This window comes from Streptomyces sp. NPDC030245 (genome assembly GCF_055572995.1).
The window spans coordinates 755,825-780,352 of sequence record NZ_JBVICF010000001.1 but is presented as its reverse complement, the minus strand read 5'-3'; the positions used below and the strand labels follow the sequence as shown (position 1 = coordinate 780,352).

General features: G+C 72.9%; 24 protein-coding genes. 8 read left to right on the top strand and 16 right to left on the bottom strand.

All coding sequences use genetic code 11. The annotated features are described in order from the left end of the window. Positions 1 to 20: 20 nt before the first annotated feature. The 5 genes from ACZ4Z4_RS03395 to ACZ4Z4_RS03375 all read right to left on the bottom strand — a co-directional run bounded on the left by ACZ4Z4_RS03395 (position 21) and on the right by ACZ4Z4_RS03375 (position 5,983). Positions 21 to 383, bottom strand: a complete 363-nt coding sequence (locus ACZ4Z4_RS03395; RefSeq protein ID WP_468321447.1) for a hypothetical protein — start codon at positions 381 to 383, stop codon at positions 21 to 23. Between the two features lie 427 nt (positions 384 to 810). Beyond that, complete coding sequence (locus ACZ4Z4_RS03390; RefSeq protein WP_468321444.1) at positions 811 to 2,175, bottom strand: AAA domain-containing protein; 1,365 nt, start codon at positions 2,173 to 2,175, stop codon at positions 811 to 813. After that, positions 2,175 to 3,776 carry a hypothetical protein gene (locus ACZ4Z4_RS03385; protein ID WP_468321442.1) on the bottom strand — a complete coding sequence of 534 codons (1,602 nt, stop codon included), beginning with the start codon at positions 3,774 to 3,776 and terminating at the stop codon, positions 2,175 to 2,177. The genes ACZ4Z4_RS03390 and ACZ4Z4_RS03385 overlap by 1 nt, the downstream gene beginning before the upstream one ends. Before the next feature lie 127 nt (positions 3,777 to 3,903). Then, positions 3,904 to 5,079 (bottom strand): hypothetical protein, encoded by a 1,176-nt coding sequence (locus tag ACZ4Z4_RS03380; protein ID WP_468321440.1) that lies wholly within the window; start codon positions 5,077 to 5,079, stop codon positions 3,904 to 3,906. Then, on the bottom strand, positions 5,012 to 5,983 hold the full coding sequence (locus ACZ4Z4_RS03375; RefSeq protein WP_468321437.1) for a phosphatase PAP2 family protein: 972 nt from the start codon (positions 5,981 to 5,983) through the stop codon (positions 5,012 to 5,014). The genes ACZ4Z4_RS03380 and ACZ4Z4_RS03375 overlap by 68 nt, the downstream gene beginning before the upstream one ends. A 254-nt stretch (positions 5,984 to 6,237) precedes the next feature. Between ACZ4Z4_RS03375 and ACZ4Z4_RS03370 the strand changes: the two genes are divergently transcribed. Beyond that, positions 6,238 to 6,831 (top strand): histidine phosphatase family protein, encoded by a 594-nt coding sequence (locus ACZ4Z4_RS03370; protein WP_468321434.1) that lies wholly within the window; start codon positions 6,238 to 6,240, stop codon positions 6,829 to 6,831. 55 nt (positions 6,832 to 6,886) lie between these two features. On the opposite strand, the gene ACZ4Z4_RS03365 is transcribed toward ACZ4Z4_RS03370, so the two are convergent. Next, entirely contained in the window at positions 6,887 to 8,311 is a 1,425-nt protein-coding gene (locus ACZ4Z4_RS03365; RefSeq protein ID WP_468321431.1) for a tetratricopeptide repeat protein, read from the bottom strand. Between the two features lie 295 nt (positions 8,312 to 8,606). Here ACZ4Z4_RS03365 and ACZ4Z4_RS03360 point away from each other — a divergent pair, with 295 nt between their 5' ends. Both ACZ4Z4_RS03360 and ACZ4Z4_RS03355 read left to right on the top strand, forming a co-directional pair. Then, complete coding sequence (locus ACZ4Z4_RS03360; RefSeq protein ID WP_468322111.1) at positions 8,607 to 9,149, top strand: hypothetical protein; 543 nt, start codon at positions 8,607 to 8,609, stop codon at positions 9,147 to 9,149. 67 nt (positions 9,150 to 9,216) lie between these two features. Beyond that, on the top strand, positions 9,217 to 10,077 hold the full coding sequence (locus tag ACZ4Z4_RS03355; RefSeq protein ID WP_468321428.1) for a spermidine synthase: 861 nt from the start codon (positions 9,217 to 9,219) through the stop codon (positions 10,075 to 10,077). A 21-nt stretch (positions 10,078 to 10,098) separates the two neighbouring features. Here ACZ4Z4_RS03355 and ACZ4Z4_RS03350 read toward each other — a convergent pair whose 3' ends face one another. Continuing rightward, positions 10,099 to 10,668 (bottom strand): hypothetical protein, encoded by a 570-nt coding sequence (locus ACZ4Z4_RS03350; RefSeq protein ID WP_468321426.1) that lies wholly within the window; start codon positions 10,666 to 10,668, stop codon positions 10,099 to 10,101. A 99-nt stretch (positions 10,669 to 10,767) separates the two neighbouring features. On the opposite strand from ACZ4Z4_RS03350, the gene ACZ4Z4_RS03345 reads away from it, so the two are divergent. Together ACZ4Z4_RS03345 and ACZ4Z4_RS03340 are read left to right on the top strand one after the other, a co-directional pair. Continuing rightward, the gene (locus tag ACZ4Z4_RS03345; protein WP_468321424.1) at positions 10,768 to 11,472 is read left to right on the top strand and encodes a response regulator transcription factor; all 705 of its coding nucleotides are present in this window, start codon (positions 10,768 to 10,770) and stop codon (positions 11,470 to 11,472) included. Next, entirely contained in the window at positions 11,469 to 12,866 is a 1,398-nt protein-coding gene (locus ACZ4Z4_RS03340) for a sensor histidine kinase (protein WP_468321421.1), read from the top strand. The genes ACZ4Z4_RS03345 and ACZ4Z4_RS03340 overlap by 4 nt, the downstream gene beginning before the upstream one ends. Before the next feature lie 16 nt (positions 12,867 to 12,882). Here ACZ4Z4_RS03340 and ACZ4Z4_RS03335 read toward each other — a convergent pair whose 3' ends face one another. Continuing rightward, positions 12,883 to 13,098: a hypothetical protein gene (locus ACZ4Z4_RS03335; protein ID WP_468321419.1), complete on the bottom strand. Its 216-nt coding sequence runs from the start codon at positions 13,096 to 13,098 to the stop codon at positions 12,883 to 12,885. 173 nt (positions 13,099 to 13,271) lie between these two features. Between ACZ4Z4_RS03335 and ACZ4Z4_RS03330 the strand changes: the two genes are divergently transcribed. Continuing rightward, positions 13,272 to 14,345, top strand: coding sequence for a terpene synthase family protein (locus ACZ4Z4_RS03330; RefSeq protein WP_468321415.1), 1,074 nt, complete (start codon positions 13,272 to 13,274; stop codon positions 14,343 to 14,345). Positions 14,346 to 14,347: 2 nt separating this feature from the next. On the opposite strand, the gene ACZ4Z4_RS03325 is transcribed toward ACZ4Z4_RS03330, so the two are convergent. After that, positions 14,348 to 14,818, bottom strand: a complete 471-nt coding sequence (locus ACZ4Z4_RS03325; protein WP_468321412.1) for a CAP domain-containing protein — start codon at positions 14,816 to 14,818, stop codon at positions 14,348 to 14,350. A gap of 147 nt (positions 14,819 to 14,965) precedes the next feature. On the opposite strand from ACZ4Z4_RS03325, the gene ACZ4Z4_RS03320 reads away from it, so the two are divergent. Then, complete coding sequence (locus tag ACZ4Z4_RS03320) at positions 14,966 to 15,247, top strand: hypothetical protein (protein WP_468321410.1); 282 nt, start codon at positions 14,966 to 14,968, stop codon at positions 15,245 to 15,247. A 60-nt stretch (positions 15,248 to 15,307) separates the two neighbouring features. On the opposite strand, the gene ACZ4Z4_RS03315 is transcribed toward ACZ4Z4_RS03320, so the two are convergent. The 7 genes from ACZ4Z4_RS03315 to ACZ4Z4_RS03285 form a co-directional block, all read right to left on the bottom strand. After that, positions 15,308 to 16,069, bottom strand: coding sequence for an ABC transporter permease (locus tag ACZ4Z4_RS03315; RefSeq protein ID WP_468321409.1), 762 nt, complete (start codon positions 16,067 to 16,069; stop codon positions 15,308 to 15,310). Next, a complete protein-coding gene (locus tag ACZ4Z4_RS03310; protein ID WP_468321407.1) occupies positions 16,066 to 16,989 on the bottom strand; it encodes an ABC transporter ATP-binding protein in 924 nt (307 codons plus the stop codon). Before ACZ4Z4_RS03310 ends, ACZ4Z4_RS03315 begins: the two co-directional genes overlap by 4 nt. 162 nt (positions 16,990 to 17,151) lie before the next feature. Beyond that, on the bottom strand, positions 17,152 to 18,195 hold the full coding sequence (locus ACZ4Z4_RS03305) for a polyprenyl synthetase family protein (RefSeq protein ID WP_468321404.1): 1,044 nt from the start codon (positions 18,193 to 18,195) through the stop codon (positions 17,152 to 17,154). Between the two features lie 213 nt (positions 18,196 to 18,408). Continuing rightward, positions 18,409 to 19,830 (bottom strand): GH1 family beta-glucosidase, encoded by a 1,422-nt coding sequence (locus ACZ4Z4_RS03300; protein ID WP_468321402.1) that lies wholly within the window; start codon positions 19,828 to 19,830, stop codon positions 18,409 to 18,411. An 89-nt stretch (positions 19,831 to 19,919) separates the two neighbouring features. Next, positions 19,920 to 20,780, bottom strand: a complete 861-nt coding sequence (locus tag ACZ4Z4_RS03295) for a carbohydrate ABC transporter permease (protein ID WP_468321399.1) — start codon at positions 20,778 to 20,780, stop codon at positions 19,920 to 19,922. Beyond that, positions 20,777 to 21,781 (bottom strand): carbohydrate ABC transporter permease, encoded by a 1,005-nt coding sequence (locus ACZ4Z4_RS03290; protein ID WP_404750523.1) that lies wholly within the window; start codon positions 21,779 to 21,781, stop codon positions 20,777 to 20,779. The genes ACZ4Z4_RS03295 and ACZ4Z4_RS03290 overlap by 4 nt, the downstream gene beginning before the upstream one ends. A 5-nt stretch (positions 21,782 to 21,786) precedes the next feature. Beyond that, positions 21,787 to 23,100 (bottom strand): ABC transporter substrate-binding protein, encoded by a 1,314-nt coding sequence (locus ACZ4Z4_RS03285; RefSeq protein WP_468321397.1) that lies wholly within the window; start codon positions 23,098 to 23,100, stop codon positions 21,787 to 21,789. Positions 23,101 to 23,400: 300 nt separating this feature from the next. On the opposite strand from ACZ4Z4_RS03285, the gene ACZ4Z4_RS03280 reads away from it, so the two are divergent. Then, positions 23,401 to 24,456 (top strand): LacI family DNA-binding transcriptional regulator, encoded by a 1,056-nt coding sequence (locus tag ACZ4Z4_RS03280; RefSeq protein WP_468321394.1) that lies wholly within the window; start codon positions 23,401 to 23,403, stop codon positions 24,454 to 24,456. The last annotated feature ends 72 nt before the right edge of the window (positions 24,457 to 24,528 follow it).

Genomic DNA, 24,528 nt, shown 5'->3' with positions numbered 1-24,528 from the left:
CCCGGGGGCCCGGGGGGCGCTCAGTGCTTGTCCGCCCCACCCCGCATCAGATCCCTTCCGTACTCCACCATCTTCTTCGCGTAATCCTCGGTCCACTCCGCGCGCTCCGCGATCAGCGCGGGCGTCAGCCGGTCGAAACGGCGCGGGTCGGCGAGCTGGGCGGCCGCCATGGCCTGAAACTCGATGGACCGGTCCGTCGCGGCGCGGAACGCGTGCGTCAGCTCGGTGGCGCGGTCGAGGAGCTCGCGCGGGTCCTCGATCGACTCCAGGTCGAAGAAGTGCTCGGGATCGGCCGTGGCCTCCGCCGGCTCGAAGAGCAGGGGCGCGGGACGCATGCGCTGTTCGGCGCGCTGTTCGGTCCGGGGCCGCTCGGGCTCCGCCATGGTTGTTTCCTCCTCATACGGTGCGCGCCGTCCGTCCGGTGCCGGCCGACTCCCATTCTCCCTTGCCGCGCAAGTAGGCCACGGGGTGCGATGCGCGTGGGGGGTGCTGTTCAGGGGCGCGGGGTGCTGGACGGGAACGCGCGGGGTGCTGTGCAGGGGCGCGGGGAACTGCGCGCTCAGCCCCCGCCGGGCCGCAGTCGCGTCTGCGGGGATCCCGGCAGACGCGTCCGCGACGGTTCCGTGGTTGCTCGCGCAGTTCCCCACACCCCTGCGGGGCTCGCGGGGTGCTGTGCAGGGGCGCGGGGAACTGCGCGCTCAGCCCCCGCCGGGCCGCAGTCGCGTCTGCGGGGTCCCCGGCAGACGCGTCCGCGGCGGTTCCGTGGCTGCTCGCGCAGTTCCCCGCGCCCTCGACGGGGCTCCCCGAGCCTTATCGGGACCGCCAGGAGACCTTGTGCTCGGCGAGCCGAGCCAGCACCGCATGGTTCGCCTCCCACCCATCCGGAAACTTCACCGTGACGCCCAGCTGCACCGGCTCCGTCGACGGGTGGTCGTCGAGCAGCTCGCCGACGCCCGCCCGGCAGACGACGATGCAGGCGTGCCGGTGTCGCGACGTCAGGACGCAGAGGCGGCCCGTCTCCAGGTGGAAGGCCGTGGCGTCCGGCCGCCCGGAGAGCGGATGCAGCACCACCGTCACGTCGTACTCCCGGCCCTGGAGACGATTGGCCGTGTCCACCGTGACGTCCGGGACACCGAGCTCCGCGAGGGCGGCGCGCACCGCCGCCGCCTGGTCGCGGTGGGCGGTGCCGACGGCGATCCGGTCGGCGGTGAGCGGGGCGGGACCGGGACCGCGCTCGGAGGTCGCCGCGCCGCCCCGGTCCAGGAGGCGGCGGACGACCTGGGCCAGCGCGCGGACGGCCTCCGGATCCGTCCGAGGCGTGTTCCGCGCGGGCAGCTCCAGCAGGCCCCAGCCCGACTCCGCCGCCTCGTCGATCACCCGGTCGGGGGCCGAACCGTCCGACGGCACCCCGAAGGTGAGCGCACGGTCCCCGTGCCCCGTGCCGCTGCGGAACGGCGTGTACGGATAGAACGCGTCCGAGACGAGGGGCGCCGCCGAGGCGGGCAGCCGCCAGGACACCGGCAGCCGGTGCTGCGGCAGCTCGGGATTGTGGGCGAGCAGCGTCGACACGGCGGACGCCGACGGATCGTACGAAAGGCCGGCCCACTGCTCGGCGCCGACGATGGAGAACGGGTCCAACTGCCCCGGGTCGCCCACGAACAGCGCCCGCTCGAAGAGCCCCGCCACGGCGAGCAGCGCGTCCGAGCGCATCTGGTACGCCTCGTCGACGATGGCGTGGCCCCACGGCGCGTCGAGCTGGTCGGCCTTGACGTGCGCCCACTTCGCGGCCGTCGAGATGACGACGTCGAGGCCCGCCAGGTCCCCCGCCTTCGTCGACTTGCGGACGTTCGCCAGGTCGTCGAGCGCCTTGTCGTACGGATCGGGATCGCTGCTGTGCAGCCGGCCCACCGGCAGCTCAGGGTCCTTCTCGGCGAGGCGCAGGACCAGGTCGTCCACCTGTGCGTTCGTCTGCGCGATCACCATCAGGGGGCGGCCCGCCGCGGCCAGTTCGCGGGCCGCGCGGACCACGAGTGTCGACTTTCCGGCGCCCGGCGGGGAGTCGACCACGACGCCGCGGTGCGTGCCGTGCAGCGTGTCGTGGAGGATCGCCTCCGTGGCGCGCGCGGCCTCGGCGCCCGGGTCGAACGTGCCGCCCGCGGGCGGGGCGAGCTGCATCACAGGGTGTCCTCCGCGGTCACGGGGTCGGGACTCTCCGCGGCGCCCGACGGCGGGCCGCCGTGGGTCCACGGGGTGGCTTCCGGGTCGGGGAGCTTGGGGCCGCCGCGCTGCTCGTGCTCGAAGAGCGTCCAGCAGATCCGGTCGCCCTTCTCGGGGACGGAACCGGGCTCGGGCTCCTTGCCGCGCCCCATCTTGTCGGTGATGCGCAGCACGACGGCGTCCTTGCCGCTCCCGCCCTCGCCCTCGTACGCCACGAACTCCGCGGTCTGCGGCTTGCCCCCGAGCGCGCGGTACACCTTCGTGCGCTCGCCGAGGTGCGGGCGGTCGTCCGTGCGGACGGTGATCAGGGGGCGCGGCCGGGGGCTCTTCCCCTCGCTGTACGCCATGACGACCTCCGTCACCTCCCCGACGAAGGCCTCACCCGCGAGGCGGCGGCCCGCCATCACCAGCGGATCGTCGAGGGCCTCCTGGGCGTCCAGGCGGGCCTGTTCGCGCTCGCGCGTCGCCAGTTTGTTCGCCGCGGTGACCGCGTCGTCGACGCGCGGCTGCGGCGGCTCGCCCGCCGCCACCCGGTCGCGGTGGCCGGTGAACGACCAGCGGTCGCGGGTCCACCGGTCGGCGACGTGCGCCGCCTCGGGGAGCGTGCACAGGGCGTCGAGGCCGCGCCACACGGCGTCCCAGGTGGGCCGCGTCCTGCTCTCGATCAGGGCGTGGATCTCCCGCTCGGCGGCGGTCAGGAGCGCCAGCCGCTCGTCCGCCTCGACACCGTCCTCGGCGGCGGCCAGGGCGGTGCGCGCGCGGTCGTACCGCTCGATGGCCGGGGCCAGCAGGTCGTTGTCGAACGCCGGATCGGTGGCCGGACCCGCGGGCGGACACAGCAACTGTCCCTTCTCGTCGCGGGCCAGCTCGGCGCGGAGCGCGGCCTCGGCGCCGGAGGTGCCCTCCGGGGCCTCGATCCAGGCGAGCAGGGCGCCCAGGTGCTGGTCCTCAAGGCTGGACTGGCCCGTCGCCCAGTGCCGGGACAGCAGCTCGGTCATGGCGACGAGCAGGGACGACCCGGGCACGCGGGCCCGCTCCCCGAAGTGCGTCAGCCAGCGGCCGAGGAGGGGGACGCGGGGCGGGGCGGGGTAGGGCGCGTCGGGGTCCTGCTCGGCGGTGCGGCGAAAGCGCATGGACCGGCCGAGGAGCCGCACGAACTCGATGCCCGCGCGGCTCGGCACGATCAGCTGCGGGGCGTCCGTGCAGAGCTCCACCTCGACCTTGACGCGCTTGCCGGTCTCGGGGTCGGTTTCGTTGCGCTCGGCGGCCTCGACGTCCTGCGCGAACGCGTCCACGTACGGCAGCACGACCTCCGCGAGCTGCGCGAGGAACGCGAAGCGGAGGTCGCGGTCGCGGGGCTGCGGCACGACGAGGAGGCGCGGCGAGGTGCGCTCCGTCCCGACGAGCGCACCGAGCGGCGCGCCCGCCTCACCGGCGGTGATGAGCGGCACGAACACGAGCGGCCGCCGCGCCACATGCCGATGCCGAACCGTGGCCCTCGGCTGCGCCCGCCCCGAACTGACCGCCTCCAACCGGGCAAGCCCATCGATCAACGACACGGAAACTCCCTTCCCGCCTCCGCACGACGGCTACCGCCCCCAGCACCACCCAGCCGCAAGCCGACGGCCCGAGACGGGGTGAAGGGCGGGTGGGTGGGGAGGTGGGTTTGGGGCGACGGGACGAGGGTCAGCATTGGGCACCGTCCGAGGCGCCCACGCCAGAAATCACGCCCACGCCAGACAGCGCCTCGCGCCGCAACCCCGCCGCCCTCCGCAGCGCCGCCACCGTCGGGTCGGCCGGGTCGCCCGTCGAGCCCGCGGCGGCCGCCAGGACCTCGCCGATGGTCGTCAGGCCGCCGAGCTCACCGCGGATCGCGCGGCCGAGGGAGGTCACCTCGCCGTACTCACGGGCCCGGTCCCGGCAGTGGAAGGCCAGCTCGCAGGTGGAGAGGCACTCCGGCGCGTACGTCGCGGGGACCGCCTCGACCGCCGCAGCCAGCTCGTCCGCGGGGCGCCGCACGTCGAAGGTCGTGCCCTCCGGAAGCTCCGTCGCGATGTCCTCGACGCGGGTCAGCCTGGTCAGCTGGCGGCGGGTCACCGACAGCTGCTTGCGGACGTCGATCGCGGACGCCGTCGGCAGGTTCGAGAAGTCCTTGGGGCAGACGAGGACGACGTGGTGCCGGACGCGGGGCGCCGGGTCCATGCGCTGCGCCACCCGCTCCAGCGCCAGCGCGTACACCGCGGACTGGCGTGCGGCCGCGCCCACCTTCGCCGCGTCCGCCGCACCGTCGATCATCGGGAAGGACTTGATCTCGACGACCGTCCAACTGCCGTCCGGATGGACCACCACTGCGTCCGGCTCCAGGAAGGCGGGCGTCCCCGCGACGTCCAGGGCCAGCATGGGATGGTCGAGGAGCGTCCAGCCGCCCGCCCCGGTGGCCTCCCGCAGTGCGAGCGCGGTCCGTGCGGAGCGGCCCTCGGGGCCCGCCGCCGACAGGTCGGGGACGGCCGACTCGCCCGGCACCGGCTCGGGCCCGCCGCCCACGCGCGCGTGCGTCAGGCGCAGCAGCTCCGCGCCGCCGTCGGCCTTGACCCGTGCCTCGAAGGCATTGCCCCGCATGAACGCGAACTGCGACTGGCCGAAGCCCGACGGGGAGCCGAGGGAGGCCGCGAGCGCCGTCTTGTCCACCCCCGCGCCGTCCAGCAGCGCACGCCGCCCGCACCCCGGGTTGGCCGCGAGCGCGGCCAGCGCCCGGGCGTCCAGCGGCCGCGCGGGCAGGTCCACGCCGCGCAGCTCAGCGAGCCGGTGCCGCAGCGCCTTCCCCCGCGTCGGCGGGTCGGCCGACGTCTGCGGGGCGGGCACTCGACTCGGTGCCGGCGGCGACACTCTGCTTGCGCTGTCGGGGAATTCGCTCACCTGTCGAAGTCTGGCATCCGGCACTGACAATCGAGGGCTCTGTGGCGGATGTGGACACCGAGGACCGCAGGAAGCGGGCCCGCAACCGGTCCATCACGGGCTCCGTGAGCCGCTGCACGGGCCGTACGAGCAGCAGCCCGACGCCCATCACCGCGGCGCCCGCGAGCGCGTCCAGGAGGTAGTGGTTGGCGGTGCCCATCACCACGATCGTGGTGATGAGGGGGTAGGCGACGGCGGCCACCCTCGTCAGCGGCGTACGCCCGCACCGCCACAGCATCACGCCGCACCACAGCGCCCACCCCACGTGCAGGCTGGGCATCGCCGCGTACTGGTTCGTCATCCCGCCGAGCCCGCGCGGCGCGCTCGCCTCGCCGCCCCACCAGCCGTAGCTGCTGTACTGCGCCATGGTGTCGACGAACCCGTACCCCTTGCTCAGCAGCCGGGGCGGGCAGGTCGGCAGCAGCGTGAAGCCGATCAGGCCGATCATGGTGGAGATCATCAGCCACGCGCGTGCCGCCCGGTAGTGCACGGCACGGCTGCGGAACAGCCAGACCAGGACGGCGGGCGTGACGAGGTAGTGCAGTGAGGCGTACCAGAAGTCGGCGGGGACGCCGATCCAGGCGTTGGCGGTGAAGAGACGGTTCAGCGGGCTCTCCGCGTCGATGCGGAGGAATTGCTCGGCCTTCAGGATGCCCACGCCGTGGTCGATCGCGCTGGAGACATCGCCCCGGACGACCAGCCGGCCCGCCGAGTACGCGGCGTACACCAGGACGATCAGCGGCAGCTCCGTCCACCAGCGCAGCCGGGGCCCGGATATGCCGGTGATGCCCGGCACGTCGGTCTTCGGCATCCGATAGGTCCCCCATGTCTCTGTTCACGCGGCGTCTGCCGCCGCCTCACTTTACGGCGTACGCGCAAGCGGGCGAGGCATCCCCCGGCCGACTAAGACGCAGAGATCGACGGCCGGGTTGCCCACCCCGTCGGGTGCTCGATCACAGGTGGGTGATGATGGAGGGGCAGGCGCGCCCTGTCCGTGAAAAGCACCAAAAGTGTCGTCGGCGCCACGTGGCCGGATTCGACATGTGTACGACTTGGAGAGATCCCATGGCCCCCCGCATCCTGCTGGCCCGGCACGGACAGACGGAATGGTCCCTGTCCGGGAAACACACCGGCAGGACCGACATCCCCCTCCTGGAGGAGGGCCGCAGCGGCGCCAAGCTCCTCGGCGAGCGGCTGCACCGCGCGCCCTTCGACGGCCTCCCGGACGTCGAGGTGCGCACCAGCCCGCTCTCCCGCGCGCGGGAGACCTGCGAGCTCGCCGGCTTCGGGGACCGCGCCACCACCTGGGACGCGCTCATGGAGTTCGACTACGGCGCGTACGACGGCATGACCCCCGCCGACATCCAGGCGATCCGGCCCGGCTGGCTCATCTGGCGCGACGGGGTCCCCGAAGGGGAGACGCTGGAGCAGGTCGCCGCGCGCGCGGACGAGGTCGTGGAGTGGGCGAGGAGCGCCGACCGCGACGTGCTGGTCTTCGCGCACGGCCACATCCTGCGGGTCATCGGCGCGCGCTGGCTGGGCCTCGGCATCGAGTTCGCCGCCCGCATCCGCCTCAACCCGACGTCCCTGTCGGTCCTCGGCTGGGCCTACGGAGAGCCCGCCATCGAGTCGTGGAACGAGACGGGCCACCTGGCCTGACACCGGCCCGGTGCCTGTAGCCACACCCGCCCGACGGTCCCACCCCACCCGACGGCTAGACCGCCCGCGGCAGGGCGGCGTGCCTCTCCAGGAAGTCGCTCACCCCCGAGGTGCTGCGGTGCGGCAGGAGCACCCGCGCCGTCGTGGCGAGCATCGACTGAATGCGCGAGGACTGCACCTCTCCCAGCAGCGCGAGGACTTCGAGGCCCGCCGCCGCGGCCTCGTCGGGGCGCCCCGCGCGGGCCAGGTCGTCGGCGAGCTCGGCGGTGTAGAGCGCGATGTTCCTGGTGAACTGCGGGGTGTGCGAGGAGGCGGTGGCCACCGCAAGCCGGGCGTGCCCGGTGGCCCGCGCCCACTCGCCGAGGGCCGACCAGCACTGCGCCTCCAGGGCCGCGAACTCGGCCGGACCGTAGAAGCTCATCCACTCCGGGTCCTCCGCGCGTTCCCCGCGGTCGAAGAGGCCGTGGGCGCGGGCCAGCGCCTGTTCGCAGCCCGAGCGGTCGCCGAGACCCGCCCAGCCCCCGGCCTCCCGCAGCGTGACGAGCGAGAGCAGCCGGTGCGAGCCGAGGTGGCGGGCGGCGCGCGTGGCCGCCTGGGCCGCCCGCACCGCCTCCCGCGGCCGCCCCGCGTCCCGCGCGAGGAAGGCCGTGTTGCAGAAGGCGTGCGCCTCCAGGCCGTCGTCCCCGGAGACCCGGGCCGTCGCCAGGGCCTCGGCGTAGTGCGAGCGGGCGTCGTCGAAGCGGCCCGAGTCGTGTGCCAGCCAGCCGACGGAGATCGCCAGCTCACCGGCGCCCGCGTGCAGCCGGTCCGAGGTGGCCTGCCGGGTGGTGGTCCCCGCGTCGAGCAGGGTGTAGGCGGTGCGCAGGGGGGCGGCCGCGCGCCGGTAGAGGCCGTCGGCGCCGTGCCGGTCGTCGAGCAGCCTGATCTTGCGCACGGCCTCCTCGACCGCGCGGGCCTCGGCATCGCCGACCCTGCGGCCGCGCAGGGCGGCCGCCTCCGCCGGGCCGCCCAGGGAGAGGCCGATGGGCCCCAGGGCGGCGGCCACGGTGGCCGTGGAACCGGTCATGAACGCGCGACGCTGCACGTCGCTCTCCTCGTGGGTCTGGACCGCGTACGCATCGCAGGCGCGGGAGTCGGACCCGGACGGAGGGGACTCGTACGACTGGATCGGGGTCGGTTGTTCGGCGCGCGCCCCCCTGCCGCGCACCAGGGCGCGGGGGGCGAAGCCCAGATCGGTCAGGGACCGGCCGGGGAACATGTGCAGGAACACGCGCTCGTAGGCGTAGTTGGGACAGCGGATCTCGCCCGCCTCCACGCGTCCGATGTAGCGGGCGTCGCAGCTGACGCGCTCACCGATCTCGCGGGCGGACCGCCGGACGGCCGCGGCGAACTCGCCGGGCGAGCGCCGGCCGCGGAGTTGCCGGAATGCGAGGTTCGGTCGTGGGGACTGAGTTGACGATGTCATCGGTGACGACGCCATGGCCGGACCCTCTCGTGCGGATCGTGCCGGACGGCGCACACACTCGCGCACTGGCATGCCGCGCCCGCGCCATGGGTCTCGCGGGCCTGCCCCGTTCCGGCGGAGCACGAACGTACCGGCTGTGACGGGTCCGCCACGCGGTGTTTAGCTACAAACCGGATATCTCACCCGGGATCCGCCATGAAGTGCCATCCTTTGCGGCGGCGCGCCGCAGTGCCTGTTGACGCACTCGCGCGTTGAACCACGAGGAGCGGTAGCCGGGCGGCTGCCGCACTGGCGAGGAGGGGTTTCCTTGTTGGAGATCGGCACGGAGAACGGCGACTCCCGTACGGGGGACGGCATGTCCCCGGCGTCCCTGACCACGGCGCGACACCGGCCCACCCAGGACCGCAGCGCCCCGCCCCCCGGCCCGCTGCCCTGCGACGACGAGTGCTGCGACCTGGTCACGGTCCCGGCCAGGCAGGGCCTGGAGGCGGTCGACATCCTGCGCCGCGGCGCGGGCGACACCATCGGCCCCGTCCTGCACGACGGCGGCTGCGCCACCCTCGGCTTCCTCGTGCCGCCGGGCACCGCCGACGGCTGGGACCTGCCGGGCAGCGCCTGCACCCAGACCTACGGCCGCGGCATGAGTGTGTACGCGCACCCGGGCGCCGGAGAGCCGGACCAGGAGGGACAGGACGGGCTCGCCGAGCCCGTCGTCCCCGACCCGCCGGTCGCGGGCACCGGCTGGCTGCTCCCGCCGGGCGGCGAGACCGACCCCGTCACCGACCCGGCCGTCCTGCGGGCCGCGCTCGGCCAGGCCGCCCGCACCATCGAGGCCGCCGACAACTGCCGCTGAGCCCGCCCGCCGCACCCCGGCACACCGCCGGCGGGCCGTGCCGTTCGCGTACGCCGATAATGGCCGGATGGCAAGGAAGAAGCGGGCCCGGGAAGCGCGGGAGGCCGTCGTCGAGAAGGTGGACGGCGGACTCGCCGAACTCATGCCCGACCGCGACAGGCCGCGCGCCTGGACGCTGCTCGTGGACGGCGCCCCGCAGTCCCACGTCGACCTCGACGACCCCGCGTACCTCGACTTCGAGTACCAGCGCAGGATCGGTCACATCGCCGACCTCGTCGCCCCGCCCGGCAAGCCCGTCCACGCCGTGCACCTCGGCGGCGGCGCCTTCACCCTCGCCCGCTACATAGCCGCGACCCGCCCCCGCTCCACCCAGCAGGTGGTCGAGCGCGACACCGCCCTCGTCCAACTGGTCCGCCGCGAACTGCCACTGGACCCGCAGAGCCGCATACGGGTGCGCGGCACCGACGCCCGCGAAGGCCTCGCCAAGATCCCTGACGGCTGGGCGGACCTCGTCATCGCCGACGTCTTCAGCGGGGCACGCACCCCCGCCCACCTCACCAGCACGGAATTCCTCACCGACATACGCAGGGTCCTGAAACCCGGCGGGTACTACACCGCCAACCTCGCCGACGGCCCGCCGCTCGCACACCTGCGCGGCCAGCTCGCCACCGCCGCCGTGCTCTTCCCCGAACTCGCCCTCGCCGCCGACCCCGCCGTGCTCCGCGGCAAACGCTTCGGCAACGCCGTGCTGCTCGCCTGTGACCGGGAGCTCCCCGTCGCCGAGCTGACCCGGCGGTGCGCGGGCGACCCGCACCCCGGCCGGGTCGAACACGGGCGCGCGCTGCGGGACTTCGGCGGGGGAGCGGCGGCCGTCACCGACGCCGGCGCGGTCGCCTCACCGGCGCCGCCGCCGTCCGTCTTCCGCTGAACGAGCGGGCGGGCCGAGCGGTCAGGACTTGTCGATCTCCACTCGCGGCGCCGTGTCGTGCCAGGTGCAGAAGACCGAGACGCGGGCCGCGCCCCCGGTGAACTCCACCCGGATCCACTTGTCCTGCTTCCACGTCTGCACCGACCAGCCCGCCGCAGGTGTCGCCGAGACCAGCGTCGAGGAGTGACTGCCGAGGTCGAAGACGACCCGGCCGCCGTCGGTGGTGTAGTTCTTCACGGTGCCGGTGCCGGGCTTCGTGGGCGGCGGGGCCGAAGGCTCGTCGGAGTCCGTCCCGAAGGATCCGGAGGGGCCGGCGGAATCCGGGGGCTTCGGGGTCTTCGGCGCCTCCGACGCGTTCGCGGGCTTCCGGGACTTCTCGGGCTTCTCTGTCGATGGCGGCTCGGGGCGGTGCGTGGAGGAGGACAGCGGTTCCGCGCGGTCCGCGCCGCCGTCGTCACCCGCGAGCGGCAGGGCGCGCGGCGGGTCGTATGCGGTGCCCGCGAGCACCGTGTGGACGCCCCACCAGGACAGCGTGACCGCCGCGCCCGTGGCGAGCGACCAGGCGATCGTGTGTACGAGTCCGCTGCGCATCGCGGGCCATACTGCACCACGCGACGCGCCCCTGTCCCCCGCGGGCACGGGCACCCGGGGGCGGGACCGCGTTCCTCCGTATGGCGTACGGTGCCGCCCATGGCAAGTGTGCTCGTCGTCGAGGACGACCAGTTCGTCCGCTCCGCCCTCATCCGGCACCTGACCGAGGCGGCGCACACCGTGCGCAGCGTCGGCACGGCCCTGGAGGCGCTGCGCGAGGTCGCCCATTTCCGCTTCGACGTGGTGATCCTGGATCTCGGCCTGCCCGACCTCGACGGGTCGGAGGCGCTGAAGATGCTCCGCGGCATCACGGACGTCCCCGTGATCATCGCGACCGCGCGGGACGACGAGACGGAGATCGTGCGGCTCCTGAACGACGGCGCCGACGACTACCTCACCAAGCCGTTCTCCGTCGAGCACCTGTCGGCGCGCATGGCGGCCGTGCTGCGCCGCGCCCGGACGGCGGCCGGTGAGGCACCGCCGAGCAGTGTGCTCCGCGTCGGCGGGCTCGCCATCGACCCGCTGCGGCGCCAGGCCGAGCTGGACGGCGCGCGGCTCGACCTGACCCGGCGCGAGTTCGACCTGCTCGCCTTCCTGGCCGGGCGGCCCGGCGTCGTCGTGCCGCGCAAGGAACTGCTCGCCGAGGTCTGGCAGCAGAGTTACGGCGACGACCAGACCATCGACGTACACCTGTCGTGGCTGCGGCGGAAGTTGGGCGAGACGGCGGCCCGGCCGCGGTATCTGCACACCCTGCGCGGTGTCGGCGTGAAGCTGGAGCCTCCGCTGCCGGAGCCCCAGCTGTGAGATGGGCCCTGGTCAAGGTCTGCCTGGCCGTCACGACGATGGTCGTGGTGGCCTTCGCGGTGCCGCTGGGCCTCGTCGTCAAGGAGATGGCGAGGGACCGCGCCGTCTCGAACGCGGAACGGCACGGCGCGGGCATGGGCCCCACGCTCTCCATCACCACCGACCGCGAGGAGCTCACCCGGGCCGTCGCCTCGTCCGAGGCGGGCGGCGACGGCCGGATGGCCGTGTACGTACCGGCCGTCGACGGCGCCGAGGCCTTCGAGGTCGGCGAGCCGAGGGCCGGGGCGCGGGCCGTGGCGGCGACCCGCGAGGAGGGCCGGGCCAGGACCACCGGGGTGCCCGGCGGCTTCGTGGTCCTGCAACCGACCGCGCTCAGCTCGGGCACGGCGGTCGTGGAGATCTACGTCCCCGAGGCCGAGGTCAGCAATGGCGTGACCACGGCATGGCTGGTGCTCGCCGGCGTGGGCATCGCGCTCGTCATCGGCTCGGTGGCGGTCGCGGACCGGCTCGGCGTCCGCATGGTCCGGCCCGCCAGGCGTCTGGTGGGCGCCGCCCACGACCTCGGTGAGGGCAAGCTGGGGGCGCGGGTGCCGGAGGAGGGGCCGACGGAGCTGCGCCTGGCCGCGGTGGCGTTCAACTCGATGGCGGACCAGGTGGTCAGACTCCTCGCCCATGAGCGGGAGTTGGCGGCCGACCTGTCGCACCGCCTGCGTACGCCGTTGACCGTGCTCCGGCTGAACGCGGCCTCGCTCGGCGAAGGACCCGCCGCCGAGCAGACCCGCACGGCGGTCGAGACGCTGGAGCGCGAGGTCGACACCATCATCCGCACCGCGCGCGACGCGAAGCCGCAGACCGCGAGGGCCGGGTCCGGCGCGGGCTGCGACGCCGCCGAGGTGATCCGGGAGCGGATGGCGTTCTGGTCGGCGCTCGCCGAGGACGAGGGGCGCGAAGCGCGGGTGGCCGGTGTGGAGGAGCCGGTCCGCATCCCGGTGGCCCGCGCCGAACTGGTCGCCGCCCTCGACGCGTTGCTCGGCAACGTCTTCCGGCACACGGCCGAGGGCACCGCCTTCTCGGTGGACGTGCACAGCGGCGAGGACGCCGTGATCGTGCTCGTCTCCGACGCGGGCCCCGGCATCGCCGACCCGGCGGCCGCGCTCGCCCGGGGCGCGGGCTCCGGCGAGGCCGGCTCCACGGGGCTCGGCCTCGACATCGTGCGCCGCCTCGCCGAGTCGACGGGCGGCGACGTCCGCATCGGCAGCTCGGTCCTCGGCGGCACCGAGGTCCGCGTCTGGATCCAGCGGGACGCCCGCCGCCCGGCGGAGGGACGCCGGGGGCACCGGGGGACCGCGGTGCGCGGCCGCAAGCGGGCCCCGGGGGCGAGCCGGCCGGCGTGACGCAGGCCGGGGACCGCTACTTCCTCGGGAACATCGTCCGACTGGCCGCGTCGACGAACGGCGCCGCCACGGACGCGAAGGCGGAGGCTCCCTGCTCGAACGGCGCGAGCGGGCCGGCCTGTGCGGGCGGGGCGGGCGGCTGCCGGCCGTCGGCGACGGCGGTCGCACCGCCCTGAAGGGCGAGCAGGGAGACGAGAAGGACGGCGGCACGGTGATACGTACGGGATCGCATGCCCGCTACAACGACGCGAATTCGAGCCGGTCACGCCGCGCGGTCAACGGGACATTTCCCGCCATTCCTTCGAAGGATGCTCTTTCTCCCCGGGCCTGCCTTGTCGCGTCATCGGACGAGGTCCCAGATGATCGGGGACTTCCCCGACCATTCGCCGGAAGGTTTGTACTGCCGTGAAAAACCGACTGTCCGAAGTGGAACTGCCGCCCCTTTTCTGTCCGCTGGAATCCGTCCTCCACCCCCGTGTGCGGCAGGTCGACGAACAGGCCGTGCAGTGGATCGGCGACAGCGGCATGTGCGCGTCGGACCGCGAGAAGGCGTGGGTCGTGGCGACGCACAGCACCGACTTCACCGGCCGGATGGCGCCGGTGGCCGACGACGAGCGGCTGCTGGCGACGTCCCTCTGGGTGTACTGGGGCTTCGCCTTCGACGACGCCCGCTGCGACACCGGGCCGCTCAGCACCCGCCCCGCACAGTTCAACGCCCTGGCGGGACAGGTCCAGCGGGCCTGCGAGACCGGTACGGCGAGGCCCGACGACCGGTACGCCCGCGCCTTGCAGGACATCATGCGCCGCTTCCGCTCCTTCGCGCCGCCGACGCAGGTCAGCCGCTTCGTCCACGCCCACCGGGCCTGGCTGTCGGGCGTGGCCTGGCAGATCGGCAACCAGGCCGTGGGCCGCATGCCGGGCCTCGACGACTTCCTGACGATGAGGCTGCTGTCGGCGGGCGGCTTCCCCACCACCGCGCTGCTGGAACTGGCCACCGGAGCGGAGGTCCCGGACCGGGACATGCACCGCCCCGCGGTCCGGGCGCTGACCGAGATGGCGGCGATGGTCGCCTCCCTCGACAACGACCGGCACTCGCTGCACAAGGAGCTGGCCAGGGGGCACACGGACCAGAACATCTACACCGTCCTGATGGCCGAGCGCGGCATCCCGCTCCAGGACGCCGTCCACGAGGCCGGCGCGCTGCGCGACCGCGTGCTCCTGCGGTTCCTGCGGCTGTACGACCGGGTCGCCCCGACCGCGGGCCCGGATCTCGCGACGTACCTGCAAGGCCTCCGGTACGCGATCCGCGGCAACAACGAGTGGGGCATGCGGGTGCCGCGCTACCTCAGCCAGGGGCACTGGCCCGACGAGATGGACGACTCGCTGCTGAGCTACGCCGACGAGCCGTCCGACACCCGGCCGGGTCCGGTGGAGGGCGCGCCCGGCATCGCCTGGTGGTGGCACGCGGACCTCGGCTGAGCTCAGGCCCCGGCGGCCAGGTCCAGCGTCCACCAGGGGCCGCCGGGGCCGTCCGCCACGCCGACGCCCGCGTCGGTGTACCGGCAGGTGAGGACGACGGCCCGGTGCGAGGGGCTGTCCAGCCACAGCGCGACGGTGCCGTCCGGGGTGGCGGAGCCGGCCGCGATGACCTCGCCGGCCGGGCCGGGGCGGTAACCGGCCTCCCGCATCCGGTCGACCGGGCGGCTGCCGTCGCTCCCGGCGTGGTCGAGGCGCTCGTGGTGGGACATGTCGTCACTGTGCCGCTGGGCCGCCCTGCCGAGGGAGTCCCGTGGCCGCACGGAGGGGCAGCCGGCGTCGGCCCGGTATTGATTGACCTCGTCGAGCAGACCGGCCGTCGCGGACCCGGCCCACGCGGGCGGTGGGCAGACCGGCAACGCCGCGAGGAAGAAGAATACGAATACGAATGGTCGGGCGATTGTCCTTCTGCTCATTCCTGTCACGTTTCCCTTTTGCTGCTTCTATTTGACGCACTTGCGTGTGTGCGGCGTTTTTCCCGCCTCATGTCCCCTGCGGGCCGCTAGGCTGAAACAGCCGATTCTCGTTTCCCGTTTCCATGCTTTTCTCGCAGGAGGATTTTCATGTCAGTGCGGTTCAGCCGTATGGCCTTCGTGTCATTTGCCGCCGTCGCGGTGATGGTGGGTGGTGCGGCAGCGGCCGCCGCCTCGGCGCCCTCGGACCACAACGTGCGCTACCCGGGGCCCGATGTCTCGGGCACGTACTACGGGGGCCACGGGGACCACGAGTACCACAGTGACCACCGGGACCACAGGGACCACGATCACCCGGTGCACGTGGGTCCGTTCGACGTCCCGCGGCAGGGCAACGTCTCCGGTGGCTTCGGGTGGGACCTGCGGGACTGACGTCAGCCGCACGACGAGGGTGGGAACCGTCCCGGGACGGTTCCCACCCTCCTCGCGTTCTCAGCGCTTGAGCGTGGCGGCGCTGGCGACGAGGACCAGGATCACGCACCCCAGGATCAGCAGGGCGTCCCTGATGAAGATCCCGGTGACACCCGGGTGGTTGGCGGCCTCGCCGGCGGCCTGGACGGCGTACGTCATCGGCATCAGCTTGGCCACGGCCGCCAGCGCGCCCTGCATCTCGTCCCGCGGCACGAAGAGCCCGCACACCAGGAACTGCGGCAGGACCCCCGCGGGCAGGAACTGCACCGCCTGGAACTCGTTGCGCGCGAAGGCGCTCACCAGCAGCCCGAGGGCGAGGCCGAGCAGAGCGCCCAGCATGGCGATGACCATGAGCAGATACGCCGGTCCCTCGATGTCGAGGCCCAGCGGGCCGACCGACAGGAGCGTGGACAGGACCGCCTGCAACAGCGCGAGGAAGGCGAAGGCGAGGCTGTAGCCGAGCACGATGTCGAGCCGCCGCACCGGCATGGTGAGCAGCCGTTCGGCGGTGCCCGTGGTGCGTTCGCGGAGCGTCGACACGGACGCCACCAGGTACATCACGATGACCGGGAAGACGCCGAAGACCTGCGGCCCGACCCGCTGGAGGGTGCTGTCGGAGTCGTGGAACATCAGCTTGAGCAGCACCATGAGCATGCAGGGGATGCCGAGCAGCAGGGCGGTGCTGCCCTTGTCGCGGGAGACCTGTTGCAGGACCCGGACGGCGGTGGCGCCGGTGATGGTGGGGGAGAAGGGCAGCCGTTCGGTCAGGCGGGCAGTGCTCATGAGCGGGCGTCCGTGGCGAAGAAGGACCGCTCGGCATCGGGGGCGGACGGCTGGTCGAGCAGGCCGGACAGCTCGGGGAAGAGGCTCTGGGAAGCGGCGCGTTGGCGGGCCCGCGCCTCCGCGGCCCGCGCGGCCTCGACCAGGTGCATGAACGCCTCCTCGACATCCGCACAGTCCGTGTGCTCCAGCAGCGACTCCCGGTCGGCGCTGGCGAGGAGCCGGCCCGTGCGCATCAGCAGGAGCCGGTCGCAGCGGTCGGCCTCGTCCATGACGTGGCTGGAGATCATCAGGGTGGCTCCCTCCGTGGCGAGCCGCCGGAAGACCAGCCAGAGCTCGCGGCGCACCATCGGGTCGAGGCCGACGGTCGGTTCGTCCATCACCAGCAGGTCCGGCTTGTTCAGGAGGGCCACGGCTAGTGAGACCCGGGAGTACTGGCCCCCGGAGAGGCTCGCGACGAGCTTGTCGGCGTAGCCCGCGAGGTCGACCTCCTTGACCACGCGGACCACCGCGTCCTCCCGGCGCCAGCCCCGCATGCCGAGTGCGGCGGCGAAGTAGCGCAGGTTCTCCAGGACGGTGAGGTCCGCGTAGACGGACGGGGCCTGCGTGACGTACCCGACCCGGGTCTTCAACTGGTGGGCGCCCGCGCCGTATCCGAGGACCTGGACATGGCCCGCGGTGGCCTCCTGCACGCCGACGACGGACCGCAGCAGCGTCGTCTTGCCGCAGCCGCTCGGGCCGAGCAGGCCCACGATGCAGCCGCGGGGGACGGTGAAGGTGACGTTCGACAGGACCGTGTGGCTGCCGCGGTCCACCCGCAGTCCATAGGCGGACACGGCCGGGACGTCGCCCGGCAGGCCCGCGCCGGGGGCGGTCCGCGCGCCGGGGTCGGCCTGCTGTACAACTCCACTGCGTTTCGTCACGAGGAATCCCATTCGGGCGGTGGTGGTACGTTCAGCGCGTTTTGTCGCGCGTCCACCGCACGGTCAACGGCCCACGGGAGACGAAGTCACGCCCACGGGCCGACCGCTGTCAGGAATCCCCGCGGGCCGGCCGCCGTCAGGAATCCCGCGGACCGGCCGCCGTCAGGAATCCCGCCGGACCATCGTGGAGGCGATCTCCTGAAGCTGCCGGTACGCGTCCGCCGTCGGCCGGGCGTACGACAGGGCCCGCAGCGCGGCCGACAGCTGCCGCCCGGACTCCTCCTCGGCGGCCTGCCGCCCGCCGGCCTTCTCCACCAACTCCCGCGCCAGGTCGACCTCCTCGGCACCCAGCGGGTGCGGCGACGCGTACAGCGCCCGCAGCCGCTCGGCGGCGGAGCAGTCGCCCGCGAGCGCCGCCACGACCGGGAAGGACTTCTTGCGCGCCGCCAGATCGGCCCCGACCGGCTTGCCGCTGCGTGCCGTGCGGCCCCAGATGCCCATCAGGTCGTCGGCGCACTGGAAGGCGATGCCGAGGCGGCGGCCGAACTCCCGCAGTCCCCGCACGCGCTCGCCGTCGGCCCCGGAGAGGGCGCCGCCCAGGGCGCAGGCACAGCCCATCAGGGACCCCGTCTTCCCCTCCGCCATGGTCAGGTACTGCGCCACGGAGACCTCGGGGGTCCTCTCGAACGCCAGGTCCAGGCTCTGCCCCTCGACCAGGTCGAGCAGGGCGCGGACCAGTTCCTGCACCGCCACGGCCGCGAACTCCGCGGGGGCGTGGGCGACTTCCCGCATCGCCGCGGCCAGCAGGGCGTCACCGGTCAGGACGGCCGACGCCGTGCCGAACGCCGACCAGACGGCCGGGCGGTGGCGGCGCAGGGCGTCGTGGTCCATCACGTCGTCGTGCAACAGCGTGAAGTCGTGGACCAGTTCCACGGCCACCGCGCCCCGCAGGGCGTCGTGCGGAGTGCCGCCGACCGCCACCGCGGAGAGCAGCGTCAGCGCGGGCCTGACCGTCTTGCCCCGGCCGGCCACCGCCACCGCAGGCGTGCCGTCGGCCTCGCACCAGCCGCGGTGGTAGCCCGCCGCCCGGCGCTCCGCCGCGGGCAGGGTCGCCACGGCCGCCTGGAGAGCGGGCAGCAGCAGCTCGTCCACCCACCCCAGACGGGGGAAGGCCGTGCCGGGGGCCGGACCGGTGATCTGCGACATGCACTGCTCCTCAGACCGCGAACAAGGGGCGGCGCGGCGGCGGGAACGGCCGCGCCGCGGACCCGCCCAGTCAACCGGTGCCGCCCGGCGCGCAAGAAGCGGCGGCACCCTGCCCGGCTAAATGATCACCGGGGCGGCCCAGCCCTCATACGGTGCGCTCAGCCGAAAGTCACAGTCCACGCGCCGGTCCGCGCGCCGGTCCGCCCGCCCCCGTCAGCCCACGACGGACTGCGCCGGCAGCGCGCCCGCCCCCGCGACCGTCGCGTACCAGTGGGCGCTGGACTTCGGCGTGCGGACCTGCGTCTCGTAGTCGACGTAGACCGCACCGAACCGCTTGCCGTAGCCGTACGACCACTCGAAGTTGTCGAGGAGCGACCACAGGTAGTAGCCCCGGACGTCCGCCCCGTCGGCGATGGCGCGGCGGACGGCGCTCAGGTGGCCGTGCAGGTAGGCGATGCGCTCCGGGTCGTGGACGCGGCCGTCCGGGTCGGGCTTGTCGTCGTAGGCCGCGCCGTTCTCGGTGATGTACAGCGGGAGCCCGGGCGCCTCCCGCGAGTACCGCATGATCAGCTCGTGCAGGCCCGTCGGGTCGATGGTCCAGCCCATCTCGGTGCGCTCGCCGGGCGTCTGGTGGAAGGCGACGTCGTCGGAGCCGGGCCACGGGGAGTGCTCGCTCACCCCGTGCCCGTCGGCGCGCCGGTGCGCGGAGCCGTCCGGCGCGGCCGAGACCAGCGCGGGCGTGTAGTAGTTGAGGCCGAGCGCGTCCAGCGGCTGGTGAATGGCGGCCAGGTCGCCGTCCCGTACGCAGGACCAGTCGGTGATCCCGGCCGTGTCCGCGAACAGGTCCGCCGGGTAGGCGCCGTGCAGCATCGGGCCGTGGAAGACGCCGTTGGCGAGGTTGTCGATGCGCCGCCGGGCGTCCTGGTCCCCCGGCGCGTCCGAGACCGCCCTGACCACCGCGGAGTTGAGGCTCACCGCGACACCGGCGCGGGCCGGCAGGACGGCGCGCAGCGCCTGGGTGCCGAGGCCGTGCGCGAGGTTGAGGTGGTGGGCGGCGTGCAGGGCGGCGGCCGGGTCGGTGCGGCCGGGGGCGTGCACGCCGGAGCCGTAGCCCAGGAAGGCGCTGCACCAGGGTTCGTTGAGGGTGATCCAGGACTCCACGCGGTCGCCGAGCGCCTCGCCGACGATGCCCGCGTACTCGGCGAACCGGTACGCGGTCTCGCGCGCCGGCCAGCCGCCCGCGTCCTCCAGCTCCTGCGGCAGGTCCCAGTGGTAGAGGGTCAGGGCGGGCCGGATGCCGCGGCCGAGCAGCTCGTCGACCAGGCGCCGGTAGAAGTCCAGGCCCCGCTGGACGGCGGGGCCGCGGCCGGTGGGCTGGACGCGCGACCAGGAGACGGAGAACCGGTACGCGTTCAGGCCCAGGTCCGCCATGAGCTCCACGTCGTCGCGGTAGCGGTGGTAGTGCTCGACGGCGACGTCACCGGTGTCACCGCCGGCCGTCCGGCCCGGGGTGTGGCTGAAGGTGTCCCAGATGGAGGGCGTGCGGCCGTCCTCACGCACGGCGCCCTCGATCTGGTACGCGGAGGTGGCGGTCCCCCAGAGGAAGTCTGCGGGAAAAGCCAGGGGTTCAGGCATGGAAGCGCTCCCATGAGAAGGGTGGAGAGGAGGAAGAGGTACGAGGGGGAGGGGGAAGCCCGGGAGCCCGAGGGCTCCCGGGAGGAAGGTCAGCCCTTGACCGCGCCCTGCATGATGCCGCTCACGATCTGCTTGCCGAACAGGACGAACGCGAGCAGCAGCGGCAGCGTGCCGAGCAGCGCACCCGCCATGATCACCGCCCGGTCGGGGATGTACCCCGTACCCAGCGAGTTGAGCGCCACCTGGACGGTCGGGTTCGACTGGTTGAGCGCGATGATCGGCCACAGGAAGTCGTTCCACGCCATGACGAACGTGAGCAGCCCGAGGACGGCCATCGCGGGCCGCGCCGCGGGGAACACCACGTGCCAGATGATCCGCAGGCTGCTGGCGCCGTCCATCCGCGCCGCCTCGATCAGCTCACTCGGCAGCGCCTGGAGCAGGTACTGCCGCATGAAGAACACGCCGAAGGCGCTCACGAACGTCGGCAGGATCACCGCCTGGAGCTGGTTCGTCCACTGAAGGTCGGCGACCCACAGATAGAGCGGTACGACGCTGAGCTGCGGCGGCACCATCATCGTGCCGATGGTCAGCAGGAGCAGCGCGCCGCTGAACCTGAACTTCAGCTTGGCGAAGGCGAATCCGGCGATGGTGGAGAACAGGACCGTGCCGATGGTGATGCTGCCCGCCACGATCGTGGTGTTGAGCATCGCGTCGCCGAGGCTCGCCTCGGTCCAGGCGCGTTCGAGGTTCTTGAAGAGGTTGCCGCCGAACCAGAGGGGCGGCGGGGTCTGGGCGAGCCGCCCGCTCGTCCGGGAGGCCGCGACCGCCGTCCAGATCAGCGGCGCGAGGGAGACGGCCGTGAACAGTGCGAGGACGAGGTAGGTCACGGGCCCCGCGTGCATCGTGCGGCCGGCCTTCGGGCTGCCCGGCCGGTGTGTGCGGGACTTCATCGGTCCTTCCTCAGTCGTCGGGCGATCAGCAGATTGACCGCGGCGATGAGCAGCAGGATCACGAGCATCAGCCAGGCCACGGCGGACGCGCGGCCCAGGTGGCCGTTGATCCAGCCCTGGTCGTACAGATAGAGCCCCAGCGTCTGGAACTGGTGGTCGGCGCCGCCCTTGGACCCGGCCGTGCCGCCGAACAGCAGCGGCTCGCCGAAGAGCTGGGTCGCCCCGATGGTGGAGACGACGACCGTGAACAGGATCGTCGGCCGCAGCATCGGGATCGTCACGTGCCGGAACTGCTGCCAGCGCGAGGCGCCGTCCAGCGAGGCCGACTCGTACAGGTCGTGCGGCACCGCCTGCATCGCCGCCAGATAGATCAGCGCGTTGTACCCGGTCCACCGCCAGATGACGATCGAGGAGACCGCGAACTGCGAACCCCACGACGACTCGCGCCAGTTGACGGGGTCGATGCCCACCGACCCGATCATCCAGTTGACCATGCCGCCGTCCCACGCGAACAGCAGCGTGAAGACCAGCGAGGCGCTCGCCACCGAGGTGGCGTACGGAGCGAGCATCGCCACCCGCCACAGCGTGGAGCCGCGCAGCTTGTAGTTGAGCAGGTGCGCGATGCCGAGGGCGACGGCCAGCTGCGGGACGGTGGAGATGACACCGATCGTGAAGGTGTTGCCGAGCGCGTTCCAGAAGTAGTCGCTCTGCAACAGGTTGGTGTAGTTCTCCAGGCCGATCCAGGTGCTGTCGTCGAGGTTGGTCAGCGACAGGCGGTGCATCGACGCCCAGCCGGTGTAGAGCAGCGGGAAGAGGCCGAAGGCGCCGAAGAAGAGGAAGAAGGGCGCGACGAAGACGTACGGCGACGCCTTTATGTCCCAGCGGTACAGACGGCTGCGCCACGAGGACGTGGGGGAGGCCTTGCGGCTCCCGGACGCGGCCGGGGCCGCGCCCCCCTCACCGGGGGACGCGGTCTCGGCGTACTCGGCGGTCTCGGACATGGGCGTCACTGTCCCAGAACGTCCTTGATCTCTTCCTGCGCCGCCTTCCAGCCCTCAGCCGGGGACTTGCCCTGTTGCTCCACCTGGAGCACACCGATGTCCGTGATGGACTGGCCGATCTGGGCGTCCTTCAGGCCGTAGACGGCCGAGGGGGTGTTCTTCGCGATCCCGGCGTAGATCTCCGTGATGGGCGCGTCGTTGAAGTACGCCTTCGTGGCCGGCGACGGCTTCAGCGTGTCGTAGACCGACGGGGTGGACGGGAAGCTGGCCTGCTTGGCGAAGACCTTCGCGAGCTGTTCGGGCTGGGTCAGCCAGACGGCGAGCTCGGTCGCCTCCTTCTTGTGCTTGCCCGCGCTCGGCACGCCGAGGAACGTTCCTCCCCAGTTGCCGTCCGTGGGCGCCTTGGCCATGTCCCACTGGCCCTTGCCCCCGGGGCCCGTCTTCTCCTGGATGTACCCGGCCATCCAGGCGGGGCAGGCCACGGTGGCGAACCTGGCGTTGGCGAAGCCCTGGTCCCACGTCGGGTCGAACTGCTTGAGCTTGGCGGACATGTCGCCCTGCGCGACCTTCATCGCCGCGTTCCAGGCGTCCTTGCGGCCCTGGCTGTCCTCGTAGATCTCCTTGCCGCCCTTGTCGTAGTAGCGCTCCTTCGCACCGGCGAAGACGGCGTTGTAGACACTGGCGGCGGAGTCGACGAACTTGCTGCCCTTGGGCGCCTTCTCCATGTACTTCTCGCCCATGGCGACGTACTTGTCCCAGTCGCCGGCCCACTCCTTCGCGAGCTGCTCGCGGTCGGTGGGCAGGCCCGCCTTCTCGAAGAGGTCCTTGCGGTAGCAGAGCGCCGTCGGGCCGATGTCGACGCCGAGGCCGATCGTCTTGCCGTCCTCGGTCGTGGCCTGCTCCCACTTCCAGTCGAGGTACGTCGACTTCTCGACGCCCTCGGCCTTGCCCAGGTCCTCGAACTTGGCGCCCTGGGTCTGCACGACCTCGGTGATGTTGCTGACTTCGACGGCCGCCACGTCGTTCACACCCGCGCCGGACTGAAGCTGGGTGAGGAGCTTCGGGTAGTAGGCGTCGTTCCGCTCGATGACGTTCTCTTTGATCTTGATGTTCGGATGCGACTTCTCGTACTCGTCGTAGAGGCCCGCCTGCTTCAGGCCCAGTACACCGAACGTGCCGACATTGAGCGTGATCTTGCCGTCGCCGCCTGCCGAGCCACTGTCGTCGTCGCTCGAACATGCGGTCAGCAGGCCCGCGGCCAGCGCGGTCGCTGCCGCGTAGGCCACCAGTCGGCGGGACCGGCGGGAATTGGTGCGCATGACGTCCTCCTGTTGCCTGACGTGCCGACCCCCCGGCCAACTGCACTGCTGGGCCCGTTGGTTCACGCTGCGGCTCGGGCGGGGAACGTGCGGGTTGTGTACGTGTCAGGTAGTGTGGGAGCGCTCCCACAAGTGATGAGTTGAAGACTCGTGGCTGCGGCCGGGGGTGTCAAGGGACCGGACAGAGAGTTAGGTGTTCGGTTATCGGGCCGTTACGGGGCGTCCGCGTTCGGCCCATCGGCCCGGCGAAGATCGGGCTGTTACATTCCTCGCCGGGGGAAGTGTGACGGGAGGCGGACAATGGCAGCTCACGCAGCGCGCGGCCGCAGTGGCGGACGGCCCACTCTGGAAATGGTCGCCGCGCGGGCGGGGGTCGGCCGGGGGACGGTCTCCCGGGTGATCAACGGCTCGCCGCGGGTGAGCGAGGCGACCCGCACGGCCGTCGAGGCCGCCGTCGCCGAGCTGGGGTACGTCCCGAACACCGCGGCCCGCGCCCTCGCCGCCAACCGCACGGACGCCATCGCCCTGGTCGTCCCCGAGCCCGAGACCCGCTTCTTCGCCGAGCCCTACTTCTCCGACGTCCTGCGCGGCGTCGGCGCCGAGCTCAGCGAGACCGAGATGCAGCTGCTGCTGATCTTCGCGGGCAGCGACCAGCGGCGCCAGCGCCTGGCCCAGTACCTGGCCGCCCACCGCGTCGACGGGGTGCTCCTCGTCTCGGTGCACGCCGACGACCCGCTCCCCGACCTGCTCTCCCAGCTGGAGATCCCCGCGGTGATCAGCGGCCGCCGCTCCGCCGAGGAAGCGCTGCCCTCCGTCGACTCCGACAACTACGCCGGGGCGTGCTCGGCCGTGGAGCACCTGCTCTCCCGCGGCCGCACCTCCATAGCCACCATCACCGGCCGCCTCGACGTGTACGGCGCCCAGCGCCGCCTCGACGGCTACCGCGCCGCGCTGCGGGACGCGGGCCGCGCGGTGGACGAGCGGCTGATCGTGCCGGGCGACTTCACGGAGGAGGGCGGCCGGCGGGCGATGCGGGAGCTCCTCGCCGCCTGTCCCGAGGTGGACGCGGTCTTCGCGGGCTCCGACGTGATGGCGGCGGGCGCCCGGCAGGCGCTGCGCGAGGCGGGCCGCCGTATACCCGACGACGTGGCGCTCGTCGGCTTCGACGACTCGGCGATCGCCCGCCACATGGACCCGCCGCTGACGAGCGTGCGGCAGCCGATCGAGGAGATGGGGCGGGCCATGATCGACCTGCTGCTCGCCGAGATCGCGGACAGCCGCCCCGCGGCCGCCCGGCGCCTGGAGCGGCGCCAGCTGGTACTGCCCACGGAACTGGTGGAGCGGGCCTCTTCCTGAGGCCGGCGGGCCGCCCCGGAAAGGGCGTGAACGCGGGAAGGGCCCCGGTTCTCTCGAACCGGGGCCCTTCCT